The sequence below is a fragment of the Eoetvoesiella caeni genome, assembly GCF_003315175.1.
Classification (GTDB): domain Bacteria; phylum Pseudomonadota; class Gammaproteobacteria; order Burkholderiales; family Burkholderiaceae_B; genus Eoetvoesia; species Eoetvoesia caeni.
The window spans coordinates 82,020-97,390 of sequence record NZ_QNRQ01000011.1 but is presented as its reverse complement, the minus strand read 5'-3'; the positions used below and the strand labels follow the sequence as shown (position 1 = coordinate 97,390).

Here is a 15,371-nt window from a genome sequence, read left to right as displayed (position 1 = left end):
TTTGGAGATTGGGAGTTACACCTGCCACAAATCGTCGGGGCCTAAATAACTCAGGTCGATTCTGCCGGGCTCTTGAGACACTGTGGCCCGCATTAGGCCGCTCCGAACTGGGTTGAGCGCAGCCTGAAGGGTGCCCATGGGAAGCCCCTCTCCTGATAGGACGATCGGCTGACCGTTCCAGTGATGGAGCCTGACAGGCGCACCAGGTGGGACCGGGACGCCATACCAAGCGACGCCGGCCCAATAGCGGCGTTCAGTCCAAGTTCGCCTGTCGGCTGGCGTGAAGCTTTGCGCGAATTCGATCCACATCGCCTTGGTCTCTGCAGTGGGCCAATCCGGCAGTGCACTCCACATGGCGATAGCTTCGGAATTGAGCCAGAGCTTCAATGCCTGGCTGGTAGTGAAAGTTGCCGCCGTATCGGCGACGGCCTTTATAGCGGCGAGTCTGGAACTGAAGCCGGCTTGGATCAGAATCGAGGCTGAACGATTCATCGTGCCTGTTTCGACAGCGGGGACAGCTAAGCCAAGTTCAAAATCCTCAAGTTCCAGGTCAGCGACAGTATCGCCGTTGGCGGCGGCCCGCACTCGTATGGCCTCCATGGCCCACGGCAGACGATAGACGAGACCGCCTTCGATAAACTGAAGGGTCTCCGACTCCTGGCCAGCGACAATGCCCGCTAGCGGCTGGCCGAGCAACCAGCAGCGCAGGATGTCGTGCCAGTTGTCAGGCAAGGAGTCTGGCATGAACGGATAGAAGGCGAACACCTGCTCAGCGAGGTTGGTGATCGCCGCGATCGCTTCTTCTGCGTTGTTGGTAAGAAGCGCTGCATTGGCCTGAACCAGCAGTAGGTTGGCCCCCTCTGCAATCGCGTCAAGAGCGTGGCCAGTTGCCAATCCAACGCCGGCGAGGAAGTACCCTCTCCGCTGGGGAGCCGTGGACTGCGCCCAGATCAATCGGCTGCGCGCGAGTAGCCCCGCCTTTAGAGTCTGCTGCACCTGTTCATTCTGGCGCAGTAGGCGGCGTTGCCACAGGGAAGACTGGAGAATGTCATCAAGCGCAGTTTCAATGCCGTCATCTGGGATGTCGTTCTCGCCGATCAGGCTCAGGATGGCGGTATCAAGCGTAGCGACGCGCCGTTCCCACTCGGCAAGCGCGCGTTCGCGATCTTCGGGAGACTCATTGGCTATCTCAGGGAACGTCCACGCTTGAGCATTGTTCGCCACGTATTCGACAAGCTGGGCGAGGTCGTCACCGATGCTGACGTGCATCCGACTCAGTAGCGCTGCGACGAGCCGAACAAGTCCGCTCTCCATCTCCCGAGCGCCCACGTTGCTGATGAGGCTCTCCCAATTGAGCCGCTTTCTCGCGACCTCATCGAACATCGGAAAGAGTACGATGCCTTCCACATCAACGTAGGCTCGACCCGCTCGGCCGATGACGTTCTTGAATTCGGAAACCTCGATGAGCGCGCCGTTGCGGTGAAGCGAGTGCATGACAACAGCCGTGGCCGAGAGATTCAGCCCTTGGGCAAGGGTCGGTGAGGAAATCGTGACTTTCAGAATACCTTCCCGAAGAAGGCGCTCGATCTCCTTGCGATAAGCCGTCGGTAGGGCGCCATGATGTAGGGCAACGCCCAACCTCAGGCACTTTAGGAGCGCACTGTTTGGCCCAAGCCATTCCTCTCCGAGCGTGACCGCTGCGTTCAGCACATTCGGATCGACTTCAAGAAGCGAGCGAAGTGCGCCGCGCTCGTGGAGATCGACAATAACGTCGGCGAAGGGCTCAACGCTCCGGCGTTCTGGGCAGAAGATAAGGGCCGTCTGGCCATCATCAACGAGTCGCCAGGCTGTCGCCAGGCTAAGCTCGCGCTGATCTTTCGGGAAGAGGCGCGTGCGACGTCGCTTTGGTGGTACGAAGTCCGGAGGGGCAAATCCGGTGAGGAATCGCTGTACCCATGGACGCTCGTCGCCGACGCGAAGGTTGAGTCGAGCAAAGGGCGAGTTCCAGACGACCTCGCCGAACCGCAGTCGCGTCGGCCTCCAATCGTTCTTGATTAGGCCGCCGGGATGGTCGCGGCGGAGCCACGCCGCGAAATCATCCAGTTGATCCCCATCGGGAAGGATCGCCGACAGGCAGACGATACGGCGATCGTGTGCATCGGCACGCCGAAGGAGTCGCTGGATTTGCACCTCGTAGCGGATCTCGCGCTCGTTCATGCCAATCATGTGGCCTTCGTCGAAGACAAGAAGGCCGACATCATCGAGCAGTGAAGGATCGTTACGCAGCGCGAAATCGAGCTTTTCAGGGGTAGCGACGACGATATCGCGCTCGCGAATCGAATCCTCATCGAAGCCACTCACTCCAATGCTGCCGTAGAGGGCGGAGATGGTTTTACCGAGTGGCCCGAAGGTTCGCTGTAGCGTCACTTCAGTCTGGGCGGACAGCGCCCTGAGCGGTGTTACGAAGACGACGCGCTTGCCTGCGGCGAGGCAGCGCAAGATGCACAGCTCGGCAATTCTGGTTTTGCCGGCGCTGGTGGGCAGCGAAACCACTAGGTCGTCGGACTGATCGACAGCGCGCGTTGCGGCTTCGATCTGCGAGGGCCATAGATCAACTTCAGCTCTTGGCCGATTCAGCAGAGAGGCAATGAATAAATCACGGAGGCGAGGCCAATCGGCGGCGGCTCCACCAATCGGCAGCATCGGCACCTTTTCGTGGAAGGTATTGGACCAGAGATCGGGCAAGATATGGATCGCCACGCGATGCGCCCACCATTGGGGCAGCAAGTTCATTTCGCTGCAGACGCTCAGGCTTTCTTGGAGGCGGGCTAAAGCTTGGTCGAGAATCTGCCGTTCGCCACGCTCCAGCGCCAGCAAGAACAGAGACATGGCGGCGAGAAAAGAGTCGGTAAGCGCCGTATCCAGGCTGTCGAAAAGAAAGGCGTTTTCGTCGCCTGCCTGGCCTACGGCTGCTTCGATCTGATCCAGATGCCCCTGGATTGTGGCAGTGATCTGCTCGTCACTTCCGGTCCCCAAAACCCTGTAGTCCAGCGACATGGTTCGGAGGCCGTCGATATTGCGGAGCATCAGGAGGGCCAAGGCCCGCTCTATCGGCGAGAAATTTTCCTCGGTTTCAACGATAGTGAGGAGCGAGTAGGCCCGTGCAGACAGCCGAGCCAGGTGATAGCTCGCTGCGGTCATGATGAAGTGGAAGTCTCGATCAGCTTCCCCAGGGTTTCCTCTGGCCATAACTGCCTCCAGAGCAGTTGCGGCTTGCTCGAAAGCGACACGGGCCTGCGCAGCGTCACCACCTAGCTCACGGAGACGCAGACCGAGCCCAAGCATGGCATAACCATAGGAATGCAGGTCGTAGCTGAGCTGAGGAGAGAAGGCAGGTGCATCCGGTGGTAGGGCGCCATCGCGCCAGATCATGGCGCGTGCTTGGCCGCGGGCGATGAGGCGGCCGCGAAAACCTGCCGCTGCCGCCTCGTTGATACCCGCAACGATGGTCTCAGGCGTTGTTGGCATTGGCGATCACCTGATCATAGACGGCGCCGACGAACGCTGCGTGTCCCTCGACGCGCAGTCCGACGCCCCATTGTGTGATCGTTCCCGGATAGGATTGCAACGATGCGGTGAGAAGAGCGTCCGGGGTGTTGCCAGAAAAGGTGAACAGCAGATGGCGGACACTTTCGACGGGAATGCCATGTTTCAGAAGGGCAGCGTCGATGGCATCGGCTAGTGGAGCGTTGTCCAGTTCGAGAAGCCGGGCGGAAATGAAGGAGAGCGCATGAGCGGAGGGGAGCCCGCCATCCTTGTCCAGCCCAGCCCGAGCAGCGGCGAGGACTTGCGCCGTCAGCGTGACACGGCTCTTAGCCTCAGTCTTTAGAAAGTACAGGCGTTGGGTCTGTGGGTCTTGGAGAAGTCCAATTACATCGTCGCCGCGCATCGCCATGTTGCGATGATCCTTCCAGCGCAGACGTTTGATGGGCGCGCGGTAGCCACCGCTATGCGTGTCGATCCATTCGGTCGCATAGATCTCACCAAGATCGCCGGAGCGGATCGTCTTGGTGGTTGGCAACTTGCCCTGGATCAGCGCGGCTGCGGCCGGTTTACCGAGGCGGGCGAGAGCCCGCGCAACCTGTTCCTCAGCAGCATAGTGGTTTGGTATGACCGCCGCCGTCGCCTGAATTCCACTCGCCAGATTTGCTGGATTACTGGTCAGGACGCAAAGACCATGGTTGCCAACGGCCGAATTGGTCAAGCTACACCAAGTATTGAACTGCGCCATCTTCGCCCCCCTTGCGGATCAATGTGGAAAGAGGTCGCGAACACGTACAAAGGGTGAGCCGGTTTCGGCCGCCCGACGCACCTTGCGTTCGAGGACGTGGTTGAGGGGGATTTCCCGATTCAGGGTCTCGTAGAGATCATAGCCGTCCATGCAGGTGACGCGCTTGCCACGACCGAATGCGGCGAGGCCGTCTTCGGTGAAACCGCTGTTGCTGACGAATAGACCCCTAGTCCAGGCGGCCTTCTGTTCGATCTTGCCGTGAAAAGTGTGAAGCTCGGCGACACCGATGGGCTTGCCGTGCCACTTGGCTTCGACGAGATAGGTCTCGTTGCCAAACTGAAAGCTGCCGTCGATCTGCTCACCCTTCAGACGAAATGGTTCTTGCGCCGCCAACCCGTAGGTGTCAAACAAATCACACAAGAATTTCTCGAAGGCATAACCACGCGCATGAGCCTCCAGCGACGTCATCGCGAGGAGATTGCTCTTGATCTGGGCCAACTTCTGGCGATCAAATGCCGGGACGGGATCTTGACTGGGCGCTTGGGAATTTTCCGGCCGGCCTTCAAGCCGATTGAGCAAGGACAGGAGACGGCCGTGGGCGTTCGGAATCTTGTCGGCTTGCTCAGAGCGTTGTCGCAATGCTTCCCGGTATACCCATAGGGCGTTTAGCGTTCGGGCGACAGTTGCCTTATCGACTGTTTGAAGGAAGCAGCGTAGGCGCTTGGCTTTTGACCCACCATTGCGCGCATAGATCGGGTCGTCGATGTCGATATTGAGTTCTTCGGCGAAGAACTGCGCGAAGGTGCGATCCGAGAAATTGAGGACATAGCCGCCCCCCATCTCGAACACATCGTCAAGAAACATCATGTCGATAGATCGGATGTTGCTCATACGTACTATCGCGGAGAAGGTTGACGACCTAGGTTCTGGTCATCATTGTCGATGTCTACGACAGAGTTGTTGATCTTCGCTTCGAGTTCGGCGCATATCTTCAGCAACTCGTCAAAAGGTAAGGCATTGCCAACCATCACTTCGTCGGCCAGCATGGCCGCATAGTCCTTTGCGAGTGCGGCCTTGGCTTCGCCTTCGGGAACGATTTTCAGATGTCCCGTAGTCGCTGCTGCATAGTCGATGACTTGGCCGTTGGTGTCCTTCTCAATGAAGAAGTGCGACTTGTGATGGGCGACGGCCGTTGCCACCATGCGATCGGTCATGACAGCAGCGAAGTGGGCGCTTCGTGCGATCGCGACCAGGTCATGCCAGTGCCGCGCGTAACGTTCATTGCGGACGCGGCCCTGCGCGCAGAACACATGCGCTGCGGTAGCCTTCTCCCAGAAGGTGCGCGCGACGCTCATGACCAGAGGCGAGGCAGTGGGAAAGGACACTCCAGGAAAATGCTCGGCTATATCACAGGCCACCTGAAATACCTCGTGCGGTTCGCCGGTGGCGCGGCCACCGAATTCCAGCGTGACAACGGGTGCCACATACCCGGTACCTTGCGCTAGGGCTGGGTAGTGTAGGAACAGCTTGTCGTTCTCTTGGCCGCCGAGTTCGAGTCGGGCGTCCAGACGCTCGCGCGTCAGGGCCGCCTGAATCACCGGCTGCACGTTCTGCGTGATCCACTCAGGTAGCCGACGCCGCACGGCCTGCGTCCATTTGCCGGCTTGGCTGCGACTGGCCGGCAACTCTCCGTCGTGGCCGATCAGGTCCGGGATCAGCTTGCGGATGTCGTAGGTCAGGTCGATGTCTTCGGAGAAGCGGTCGATGACCTTGTAGACCTTCGACAGTGACGTGCCACCCTTGAAGGTCAGGTCGGCTGACAGCGGCGACTCGAACAGGGCGCGCAACGTCCACACCACCCACACGTCCTTTTCGAGCAGATGGGCCGGACGGCCGGTTTCAGCGCGCCCGTGTTCCAGCGCTTCGTGTTGATCCTTCTTGCTCAGAGCAAAGAAAGATTCAGCCACGAGCGGCTTCCTTGCCGATGGCTTGCGCCATCCAGCCGGGTAGCGTCGCGCGCGCCAAGGTCAGTGCCTTCCATTCGGAACGAGGCAAGGTGCGACGAAGCGACGCCAGCGACTCATCGGCGTGCGTCGGCCCGATCCAGGCCAGTGCGCGCACGGCCGAGCCTGCCGGCCGCGTGCCTAGCGCCAACATCCAGCGCGGCGCGTGCTTCACCAGCACTTCCGAGCGCCCGAGCTTCAACTTCCGGGTCCGGCCGGAGGTCAGGTAGACCTCACGGATGGGAACCTGCTGCGTCAGGCCCAGGACATTGGCGGCACTGGCGCCGTGCGGCACGACGATCTCGCCGCTCTGCTCGGCCAGCGCCCTGACGACCTTCTCGGGAGTGGGAGCGCGAGAACCGAAGCGACCGGAAATCGGGGCAGCGTAGGCGCCGCGCGCTACGCGCAGCAGCTTGCCGGCCTTGGCCAATCGAGAGAACGCCTGATCTACCGCCGATCGGCTTCCCAAGTGCAGGAACTCCTTGGGCGACAGGACGCCTCCCTCGGGGAGGGATCGCGCTTGTTGCAGGATGGTCTCGGGCAGCGTGTTCATAGGACACCTCTTAAGGTGAGAAATGATACATCAGTTTCTGACATCTTGAAAGCAGCATGGTCCCACTGATCTGGTGACGGATTGGTGGGGTGGGATAAGCGGGCCTTGACCGTTACGCTGCGCCGCATCCGCGAAAGCGCAGGTCGGTGGCCTGCGCTTTCGCGTCTTGGGGGAGGGCTATGGTTTGCGGGCGCCTTGTCATATCATTCAAGCAAGCCTCATCAGAGGCCCGCTTGGGTACGCTCAGGCCCGCAACCGCGTTGCTCCTATGTGGCTCCTGGCCTACAAGAGCCGGACTGGCCAGGGAGCTGGCACAAACGCCCAAGCCCTTGTCACACTTAGACTTCAGCCGATGCGCTGCCGTTTATGGAGTGCTTGACATCGGCCCTTTTTTGCCCCTGAAGCCGCGCAAGCACCAAAGTGCTATGCTTCTAGGCGCACATTTCCACAGAAAACCACCCATACCCCCCATGAAAACCATCAACAAATCGAGCAAGCTGGCTCACGTCCTGTACGATATTCGCGGCCCCATCATGGACAGGGCCAAGCAGATGGAAGACGAAGGCCAGCAGCTCATCAAGCTCAATATCGGCAACCTGGCCGTGTTCGGCTTCGACGCCCCCGAAGAAGTGCAGCAGGACATGATCCGCAATCTGCCCAACTCGGCGGGCTATTCGGACAGCAAGGGCATCTTCGCCGCGCGCAAAGCAGTAATGCATTACACCCAGGCCCAGGGCGTACAGGGTGTGACGCTGGAAGATGTCTACCTGGGCAACGGAGCGTCCGACCTGATCGCAATGGCCACCAACGCTTTGCTGGACGATGGCGACGAACTGCTGCTGCCCGCGCCCGACTATCCGCTGTGGACGGCGGTTACCAGCCTGTCGGGCGGCACACCCGTACACTACTTGTGCGATGAAGCCAACGGCTGGATTCCCGACCTGGATGACATCCGCTCGAAGATAACGCCGCGCACCAAGGGAATCGTGGTCATCAACCCGAACAACCCAACGGGCGTGCTCTATCCCGACCATGTGCTGCGGGAAATCATTGCCATCGCGCGCAAACACGGGCTGGTCATTCTGGCCGACGAGGTATACGACAAAGTACTGTACGACGACGTCAAGCACACCGCAATGGCAAGTCTGTCCAACGATGTACTGACCTTGACCTTCAATTCGCTCTCCAAAAGCTACCGCGCCTGCGGCTACCGCGCAGGCTGGCTGGTGGTCACGGGCGACAAACAAGCCGCCAGCGACTACATCGAAGGCTTGAACATGCTTGCCAACATGAGGCTGTGTGCCAACGTGCCAGGCCAATGGGCGATCCAGACTGCGCTGGGCGGCTACCAAAGCATCAACGACCTGGTGCGCGAGGGCGGCCGGCTGCGCCATCAACGCGATCTGGCCTACGAACTGATTACCGCCATTCCGGGTGTCACCTGCGTCAAGCCGCAGGCCGCGCTGTATATGTTTCCGCGGCTCGACCCCGAGGTCTACCCCATCGAGGACGACCGCCAGTTTTTCCTGCAGCTACTGGAAGCCACGCGTGTGATGCTGGTGCAGGGCACGGGATTCAACTGGCCGCGTCCCGATCACTTCCGCATTGTGTTTTTGCCGCATGAGCCCGACTTGCGTGAAGCCATTGGCCGCATCGCCAAGTTTCTCGAGGACTACCGCAACAAGCACAGCAAGGCGCAGGCAGAGTCCCTTACCGCCGAATAGCTGGCGCAGGCGGCTCTTTGGCCGCAGATTCGCCAAGCAAAAGAGCCGCCCCTTAGCGGGCGGCAAACCGCAACGCTACAGGCGCACGGTGTTTTTCTACTTCGGCAACCGCTCCAAGCCACCCATGTATGGCCGCAAGGCCTCGGGCACGACGACGCTGCCGTCTTGCTGCTGATAGTTTTCCAGGACAGCCACCAGCGCACGCCCTACAGCCAGGCCTGAACCGTTCAGCGTATGCAGGTATTCAGGCTTGCCTTTTTCGGGGCGATAGCGCGCCTGCAGGCGGCGCGCCTGGAAAGCCTCGCAGTTGGAGACCGAGGAGATTTCGCGCCAGGCGTTTTGCGCCGGCAGCCAGACTTCCAGGTCGTAGGTTTTGGCGGAACCGAAACCCATGTCGCCGCCGCACAGCAAAACAACGCGATAAGCCACGCCCAGGCGTTGCAAGACGGCTTCGGCGTGTCCGACCATGTCTTCCAGAACCTGGTAGGAAGTATCAGGGTGCACGACCTGCACCATTTCGACTTTGTCGAACTGGTGCTGGCGTATCATGCCGCGCACGTCGCGCCCACCGCTGCCGGCTTCCGAACGAAAGCATGGCGTATGCGCGGTCAGGCGTATGGGCAAGTCGGTTTGCGCCACAATGGTATCGCGCATGGCCCCCGTAAGGGTTATTTCGGCAGTGGAGATTAAGTACAGATCGTCGCCAGCCACGGCATTGCCCTGCTCATCCTGCTCGGATTCGCCGCCGCCTTTGGTAACCCAGAACATGTCGTCCTTGAACTTGGGCAACTGGCCGGTGCCGAACAGCGTCGCGCCGTTGACGATATACGGCGTATAGCATTCCTGATAGCCATGCTCAGTCGTTTGCAGGTCAAGCATGAACTGGGCCAGGGCGCGATGCAGGCGGGCAATGGGGCCGCGCAGCATCATGAAGCGGGAACCCGACAGCTTGCGGGCCGTCTCGAAATCCAGGCCTATGGCCTCGCCCAGCGCCACATGGTCTTTGGCCTCGAACGCAAACGGCCGCGGGTTGCCGTCCGCATCGGTTTGCATGCCTGGCGGAAGCCAGCGTCGCACCTCGATGTTGTCGTCGCTGGACTCGCCATCCGGCACGCTTTCATGCGGCAGGTTGGGAATCGTCATGAGCCAATCATTCAGCTCGCCCTGCACCAGCGCCAAATCGTGCTCCAGATCTTTCAGCCGGGCCGGAATCGCCTGCGACTCGGCCATTTCAGCGGTGGCGTCTTCGCCTTTGGACTTAAGCTGGCCAATCAGTTTGGAGACCGCATTGCGGCGGGCCTGCAGCGTTTCGGTTTCGACCTGGACGGCCTTGCGGCGCGCCTCAAGCTGGCTGAATCTTTCGGTGTCGAACGAAACTTTCCGGCGCGCCAGCGCATTCACAACGGTAGTTAAGTCTTTGCGCAACTGATTGGGGTCTAACATGATTTACCAGAAAATTAAGATGAAAGAATAAGCGGTCAAGATTTGTTCTGCTTGTCCAGATCGCGTAAAAACGCCAGTTTGTCGGCGATTTTACCCTCTAGACCCCGATCTGTCGGGCGGTAGAACTGAGCCCTCAGCCCATCGGGAAAATACTGCACGCCCGCGGCGTAACCATGCGGCTCGTCGTGCGCATAGCGGTATGCCTTGCCATGGCCGAGCTCTTTCATGAGCTTGGTCGGAGCGTTGCGCAAGTGCATGGGCACCGGCGCGCTGCCGTGCTGCTGCGCATAGGCCTTGGCCGCTTTGTAGGCGTTATACACCGCATTGGATTTGGCGGCGCACGCCAAGTACACCACGGCTTGCGCCAGCGCCAGTTCACCTTCGGGCGAACCCAGGCGCTCGTAGATATCGGCGCCGTTCAAGGCCAGTTCGGTTGCGCGCGGATCCGCCAGGCCGATGTCCTCGACCGCCATGCGGACTATGCGCCGCGACAGATAGCGCGGGTCGACGCCCCCGTCCAGCATGCGTGCAAACCAATACAGGGAAGCATCCGGGTCCGAGCCGCGCACCGCTTTGTGCAAGGCGCTGATCTGGTCGTAAAAGGCATCGCCGCCTTTATCGAAGCGGCGCAAGTTCTGCGACAAGGAAGTTTCCAGCCACTCGGAATCGATAAGTTCGCGCTGCGCATTGCGGGCCGATTCGGCCACGACCTCGACCGCGTTGATCAACCGGCGCGCATCGCCATCGGCCCATGCCGCCAATTGCGCCTGCGCCTCCGGGTCGAACACCAAAGGCGCCCCCTGGTCTTGCGCCGGGGCATTGATAATGGCCATTGCCCGCCCTATCAGGCTAAGAAGATCTTGCTGTGAAATGGATTCCAGCACGTAAACGCGGGCGCGCGAAAGCAAAGCCGAGTTGACTTCAAACGAGGGGTTTTCGGTTGTTGCGCCTATGAAGGTGAACAGGCCGCTTTCCACATAGGGCAGGAAGGCGTCTTGCTGGGCCTTGTTGAAGCGATGGACTTCGTCGACGAACAATATGGTGCGCCGGCCCTGGCCTTGCGCCACCTGGGCGGCAACCACGGCATCGCGAATGTCCTTGACCCCACCCAATACCGCCGACATGGCCAGGAACTGGGCATCAAAGCCATCGGCCATCAGGCGCGCCAGCGTTGTCTTGCCCACGCCCGGCGGGCCCCAGAAGATCATGGAATGGGGACGGCCCGAATCAAAGGCCACACGCAGCGGCTTGCCCGGGCCCAATAAATGGGCCTGGCCAACGACATCATCCAGTGTCCTGGGGCGCAAGCGCTCGGCCAACGGCGTATGGGCCAGGCTGGCGGCGGAATTGGCAAACAAGTCCTGGGATTTCAGCACAGCGCCCTATTGCATCTTGACGACGTCCACCCCTTTGGGTGGAACGAACTTGAACTCGGACGCAGGCAAGGAAGGATTTGCCTTGATGTTGCTTAAGTCGATGCGCGTGGTCTGGCCGAACGAATCGAGCAGTTGCAGGCGGGCCGGCAAATTGTTGCGAAAGCCGATATCGACATAGGCGAATCCCGCGTCGGAACTGCGCGGCTTGGCGCGCAACCACTGCAGGCCGTCGTTATCAGGCAAGGCGCTGATATTGAAGGACTCGTCCAGCGAACCCGAGCCGAACAAAATAGCCGCAGGCGAAGCGCCAATGGACTTATCGACCGTACGCTGGGTTACCTGGGCCAGGTCGGGGTCGTACTGATAGACGGTAGCGCCGTCCGAAACCACAAGCTGCTCGTACGGCTGCTTGACGTCCCACCTGAACTTGCCTGGCCGTTGAAACGCGAACTGCCCGTCCTGCTGCGGCTTGCTACGGCCCTGCCCGGTGGTTTGCTGCGTAAAATCGCCGGTGGCCGAAGCCACTTTGTCGATGAACTGGCGCAACTGCGCCGGGGCGTCGGCCGACCACGCAACCAGGGGACTGGCCGCAAGCACGGCGGCAAGCACTAAGTTTTTAATCCGCACTGGCTGAGTCTCCGGCTGGGGTCAGGATTTCACGATTGCCGTTGGACTGCATGGCCGACACCAGGCCGGCCTGCTCCATTTGTTCGAGCAAGCGCGCCGCACGGTTATAGCCGATGCGCAAGTGGCGTTGCACCGACGAAATGGACGCCCGCCGGTTTTTCAGGATGACTTCCACCGCCTGGTCGTACAAGGGGTCGGACTCGGCGTCGGCAAAGCCTGTGACACTGCTTACGCCGTCGCCGGTTTCGCCCTCCTGGGCGCCTTCGAGCAGGCCTTCGACATAATTGGGCTCGCCCTGCTGCTTAAGGTAGTCGACGACACGGTGCACTTCTTCGTCGCTGACGAAGGCGCCATGTACGCGTACCGGCAGCCCCGTGCCGGGCGGCATATAGAGCATATCGCCCTGGCCCAGCAAGGTTTCAGCGCCCATCTGGTCCAGAATGGTGCGCGAGTCGATCTTGGATGAAACCTGGAAAGCAATACGAGTTGGAATATTGGCTTTGATCAGGCCGGTGATGACGTCCACGCTGGGCCGCTGGGTAGCCAGAATAAGGTGAATGCCCGCTGCCCGCGCCTTTTGCGCCAGGCGTGCAATGAGTTCTTCGATTTTCTTGCCGACCACCATCATCAAATCGGCCAGCTCGTCGATGACCACCACAATGGTAGGCAAGGTGCTCAAGGGTTCGGGTGCGTCGGGCGTCAGCGAGAACGGATTGGGGATGGGTTCTTCGCGCTTGATCGCATCGCGTATCTTGGCGTTGTAGCCGGCCAGGTTGCGCACCCCCATTTTGCTCATGAGGCGATAGCGTTTTTCCATTTCGCCCACACACCAGTTAAGTGCATTGGCGGCGTGGCGCATGTCGGTGACGACCGGCGCCAACAGATGCGGAATGCCTTCGTAGATGCTCATTTCCAGCATCTTGGGGTCGATAAGAATCAGCCGGGTTTGGGTGGAATCCGCCTTGTACAGCAACGACAGGATCATGGCGTTGATACCTACCGACTTGCCCGAGCCCGTTGTACCCGCCACCAGCAGGTGCGGCATCTTGGCCAGGTCGGCCACCATGGGGTTGCCGGCAATGTCTTTGCCCAGCGCCATGGTAACGACCGACTGGCTGGCGTAATAGGTTTGCGAGCCGATGATCTCGGAGAGCTTGACCATCTGGCGCTTGGGATTCGGCAATTCGAGCCCCATCAGATTCTTGCCAGGTATGGTTTCAACCACACGTATGCTGACCAGGCTGAGCGCCCTGGCCAGGTCTTTGGCCAGATTCACGATCTGGCTGCCTTTGACGCCTGTGGCTGGTTCGATTTCGTAGCGGGTAATGACGGGGCCGGCTTGCGCGGCCACCACCACGACCTTGACGCCGAAGTCGGATAGTTTTTTCTCGATGAGGCGTGAAGTGAACTCTATGGTTTCGGGGGTGACCGTTTCCAGGCGCTCGGTTACTGGGTCAAGCAGGCTGACCGCGGGCAGGTCGCCCGAACTGCCGGATTCGGGTGCGGCGGTAAACAGGGTTTGCTGCTTTTCCTTTTCGGCCCGAACCGATTTCGGCACCGAGACAATGGCGGGCTCGATACGCACCGGCTGTTCGTGCACCAGTTGTTCTTGCTTGGCGACGACGGTTTCATCGCGCTCGGCCTTCTTTACCTGGCCCAGGCGGCGGTCTTCGCGGGCCGCCTTGAGTTCGAAGGCGCGCCTGACCGATTTTTCGATGAATGTGCCGATGCGTTCGGACAATTGCAGCCACGAAAAACCCAGGAAAAGGCTGGCGCCCACCGCAATGAACACCAGCAGAAGCAGCGTACAACCGGTGGACCCGAACACTTCGGACATTCCGGCCGCCAGCAATTTGCCCAGCTGCCCTCCGGCGCCGCTGGGCAAGCTCGTACCGAAATGCTGCAGTTGCTGCGCCGCAATGCCCATGACGCCCAGAAACAGCAAAAAGAAGCCGATACCGATTTCCCAGTGGATGCGCGGCAGGACGTCGGCCTTGCCATTGGGCAGCAAGACGCTGGTAAGGCGGTAAAAGCCGACCGCCACGCGCTGTGCCAGCAAAGCCACCCATAGCCAGGCCGAGTATCCGAAAAGGAATAGCAAGAGGTCGGACACGTACGCGCCCAGCATGCCGCCGCCGTTTTGAGTAACGGTGGAGTGGACGGAGTGCGACCAGCCCGGGTCGGAAGGCACCCACGTGGCCAGCACTAGGCCGAGCCACGCGGCAAGCGCCGCGAAGAGGATCCAGCGCGCTTCGCGCAGCAAGCCGGACAAGCGGGTTTGCAACGCAGAAGGGCCATTGCGCACGTTGCGCGAGGAACGGGAAGGTGCTGCAGGTAATCTAGCCATGGACTCATTATAATTGCCTATGAACATTTTTCGGATTTTCTCTGATGACAACCCCAAAACACGCTAAAGTTCTCATTCTTGGTTCGGGTCCGGCGGGCTACACCGCCGCCGTATACGCCGCCCGGGCCAACCTCAACCCGGTGCTTATCACGGGTATGGAACAAGGCGGCCAGCTCATGACAACCACCGACGTCGACAATTGGCCCGCCGACGCACAGGGCGTGCAAGGGCCCGACCTGATGCAGCGCTTCCAGGCCCACGCCGAGCGCTTCGAGACCGAACTGGTCTTCGACCAGATTACCAGCGCCGACCTGTCCAAACGTCCATTTACACTGACCGGCGACTCCGGCGGCATCTATACCTGCGACGCCCTGATCATTGCCACCGGCGCCTCGGCCCAATACCTGGGCCTGCCGTCCGAGCAGGAATTCATGGGCCGCGGTGTATCGGGCTGCGCCACATGCGACGGTTTTTTCTATAAAAAACAAGATGTTGTAGTGGTCGGCGGCGGCAATACCGCCGTCGAAGAAGCTCTGTACCTGTCCAATATCTGCTCCACGGTCACCCTGATCCACCGACGCGATAAATTCCGGGCCGAACCCATCCTGATCGACAAGCTCATGGAAAAAGTCGAACACGGCAACATGAAACTCAAGCTTTTCAACGAGTTGGAGGCCGTACTGGGCGACGCCAGCGGCGTTACCGGTGTGCGCATACGCAACAATCAGACCAACGCCACCGAAGAACTGGCTGTTACAGGCGCTTTCATTGCCATAGGCCATAAGCCCAATACCGGCCTGTTCGAAGGCCAGCTCACCATGGAAAACGGCTACATCATTACCCAAGGCGGGCTTAAAGGGATGGCCACGCAAACCTCGGTAGCGGGCGTATTCGCCGCGGGCGACGTACAAGACCACGTCTACCGCCAAGCCATCACCAGCGCCGGCACGGGCTGCATGGCAGCGCTGGACGCCCAGCGCTGGCTGGAGAACGCGGGCTAAGAAGGG

At 60.2% G+C, this 15,371-nt stretch carries 11 protein-coding genes; 2 read left to right on the top strand and 9 right to left on the bottom strand.

Features of this window, described 5'->3' with window-relative positions; all coding sequences use genetic code 11:
- Nucleotides 1–15 precede the first annotated feature (15 nt).
- Genes DFR37_RS17315 through DFR37_RS17295 form a run of 5 tightly spaced genes read right to left on the bottom strand, consistent with a single transcriptional unit; the run spans nt 16 to nt 6,847 of the window.
- Complete coding sequence (locus tag DFR37_RS17315) at nt 16–3,528, bottom strand: DEAD/DEAH box helicase (RefSeq protein ID WP_094159813.1); 3,513 nt, start codon at nt 3,526–3,528, stop codon at nt 16–18.
- Complete coding sequence (locus tag DFR37_RS17310) at nt 3,512–4,291, bottom strand: Hachiman antiphage defense system protein HamA (protein ID WP_094159814.1); 780 nt, start codon at nt 4,289–4,291, stop codon at nt 3,512–3,514. The genes DFR37_RS17315 and DFR37_RS17310 overlap by 17 nt, the downstream gene beginning before the upstream one ends.
- A gap of 18 nt (nt 4,292–4,309) precedes the next feature.
- Complete coding sequence (locus DFR37_RS17305) at nt 4,310–5,182, bottom strand: restriction endonuclease (RefSeq protein ID WP_094159815.1); 873 nt, start codon at nt 5,180–5,182, stop codon at nt 4,310–4,312.
- A 5-nt stretch (nt 5,183–5,187) separates the two neighbouring features.
- Nucleotides 5,188–6,258 (bottom strand): nucleotidyl transferase AbiEii/AbiGii toxin family protein, encoded by a 1,071-nt coding sequence (locus tag DFR37_RS17300; RefSeq protein ID WP_094159816.1) that lies wholly within the window; start codon nt 6,256–6,258, stop codon nt 5,188–5,190.
- Nucleotides 6,251–6,847, bottom strand: a complete 597-nt coding sequence (locus DFR37_RS17295) for a DUF6088 family protein (RefSeq protein ID WP_094159817.1) — start codon at nt 6,845–6,847, stop codon at nt 6,251–6,253. Before DFR37_RS17295 ends, DFR37_RS17300 begins: the two co-directional genes overlap by 8 nt.
- 470 nt (nt 6,848–7,317) lie before the next feature.
- On the opposite strand from DFR37_RS17295, the gene DFR37_RS17290 reads away from it, so the two are divergent.
- Nucleotides 7,318–8,571: a pyridoxal phosphate-dependent aminotransferase gene (locus DFR37_RS17290; RefSeq protein ID WP_113934476.1), complete on the top strand. Its 1,254-nt coding sequence runs from the start codon at nt 7,318–7,320 to the stop codon at nt 8,569–8,571.
- 96 nt (nt 8,572–8,667) lie between these two features.
- Here DFR37_RS17290 and serS read toward each other — a convergent pair whose 3' ends face one another.
- From serS to DFR37_RS17270, 4 genes are read right to left on the bottom strand one after another with little or no spacing between them, the layout of a single operon-like run.
- A complete protein-coding gene (gene serS, locus DFR37_RS17285) occupies nt 8,668–10,014 on the bottom strand; it encodes a serine--tRNA ligase (protein WP_113934475.1) in 1,347 nt (448 codons plus the stop codon).
- A gap of 35 nt (nt 10,015–10,049) precedes the next feature.
- The gene (locus tag DFR37_RS17280) at nt 10,050–11,390 is read right to left on the bottom strand and encodes a replication-associated recombination protein A (protein WP_180148044.1); all 1,341 of its coding nucleotides are present in this window, start codon (nt 11,388–11,390) and stop codon (nt 10,050–10,052) included.
- Between the two features lie 6 nt (nt 11,391–11,396).
- Nucleotides 11,397–12,017 carry an outer membrane lipoprotein chaperone LolA gene (lolA, locus tag DFR37_RS17275; protein WP_113934474.1) on the bottom strand — a complete coding sequence of 207 codons (621 nt, stop codon included), beginning with the start codon at nt 12,015–12,017 and terminating at the stop codon, nt 11,397–11,399.
- The gene (locus tag DFR37_RS17270) at nt 12,007–14,364 is read right to left on the bottom strand and encodes a DNA translocase FtsK (protein ID WP_113934498.1); all 2,358 of its coding nucleotides are present in this window, start codon (nt 14,362–14,364) and stop codon (nt 12,007–12,009) included. Before DFR37_RS17270 ends, lolA begins: the two co-directional genes overlap by 11 nt.
- Nucleotides 14,365–14,408: 44 nt before the next feature.
- On the opposite strand from DFR37_RS17270, the gene trxB reads away from it, so the two are divergent.
- A complete protein-coding gene (gene trxB, locus DFR37_RS17265) occupies nt 14,409–15,365 on the top strand; it encodes a thioredoxin-disulfide reductase (RefSeq protein ID WP_113934473.1) in 957 nt (318 codons plus the stop codon).
- The last annotated feature ends 6 nt before the right edge of the window (nt 15,366–15,371 follow it).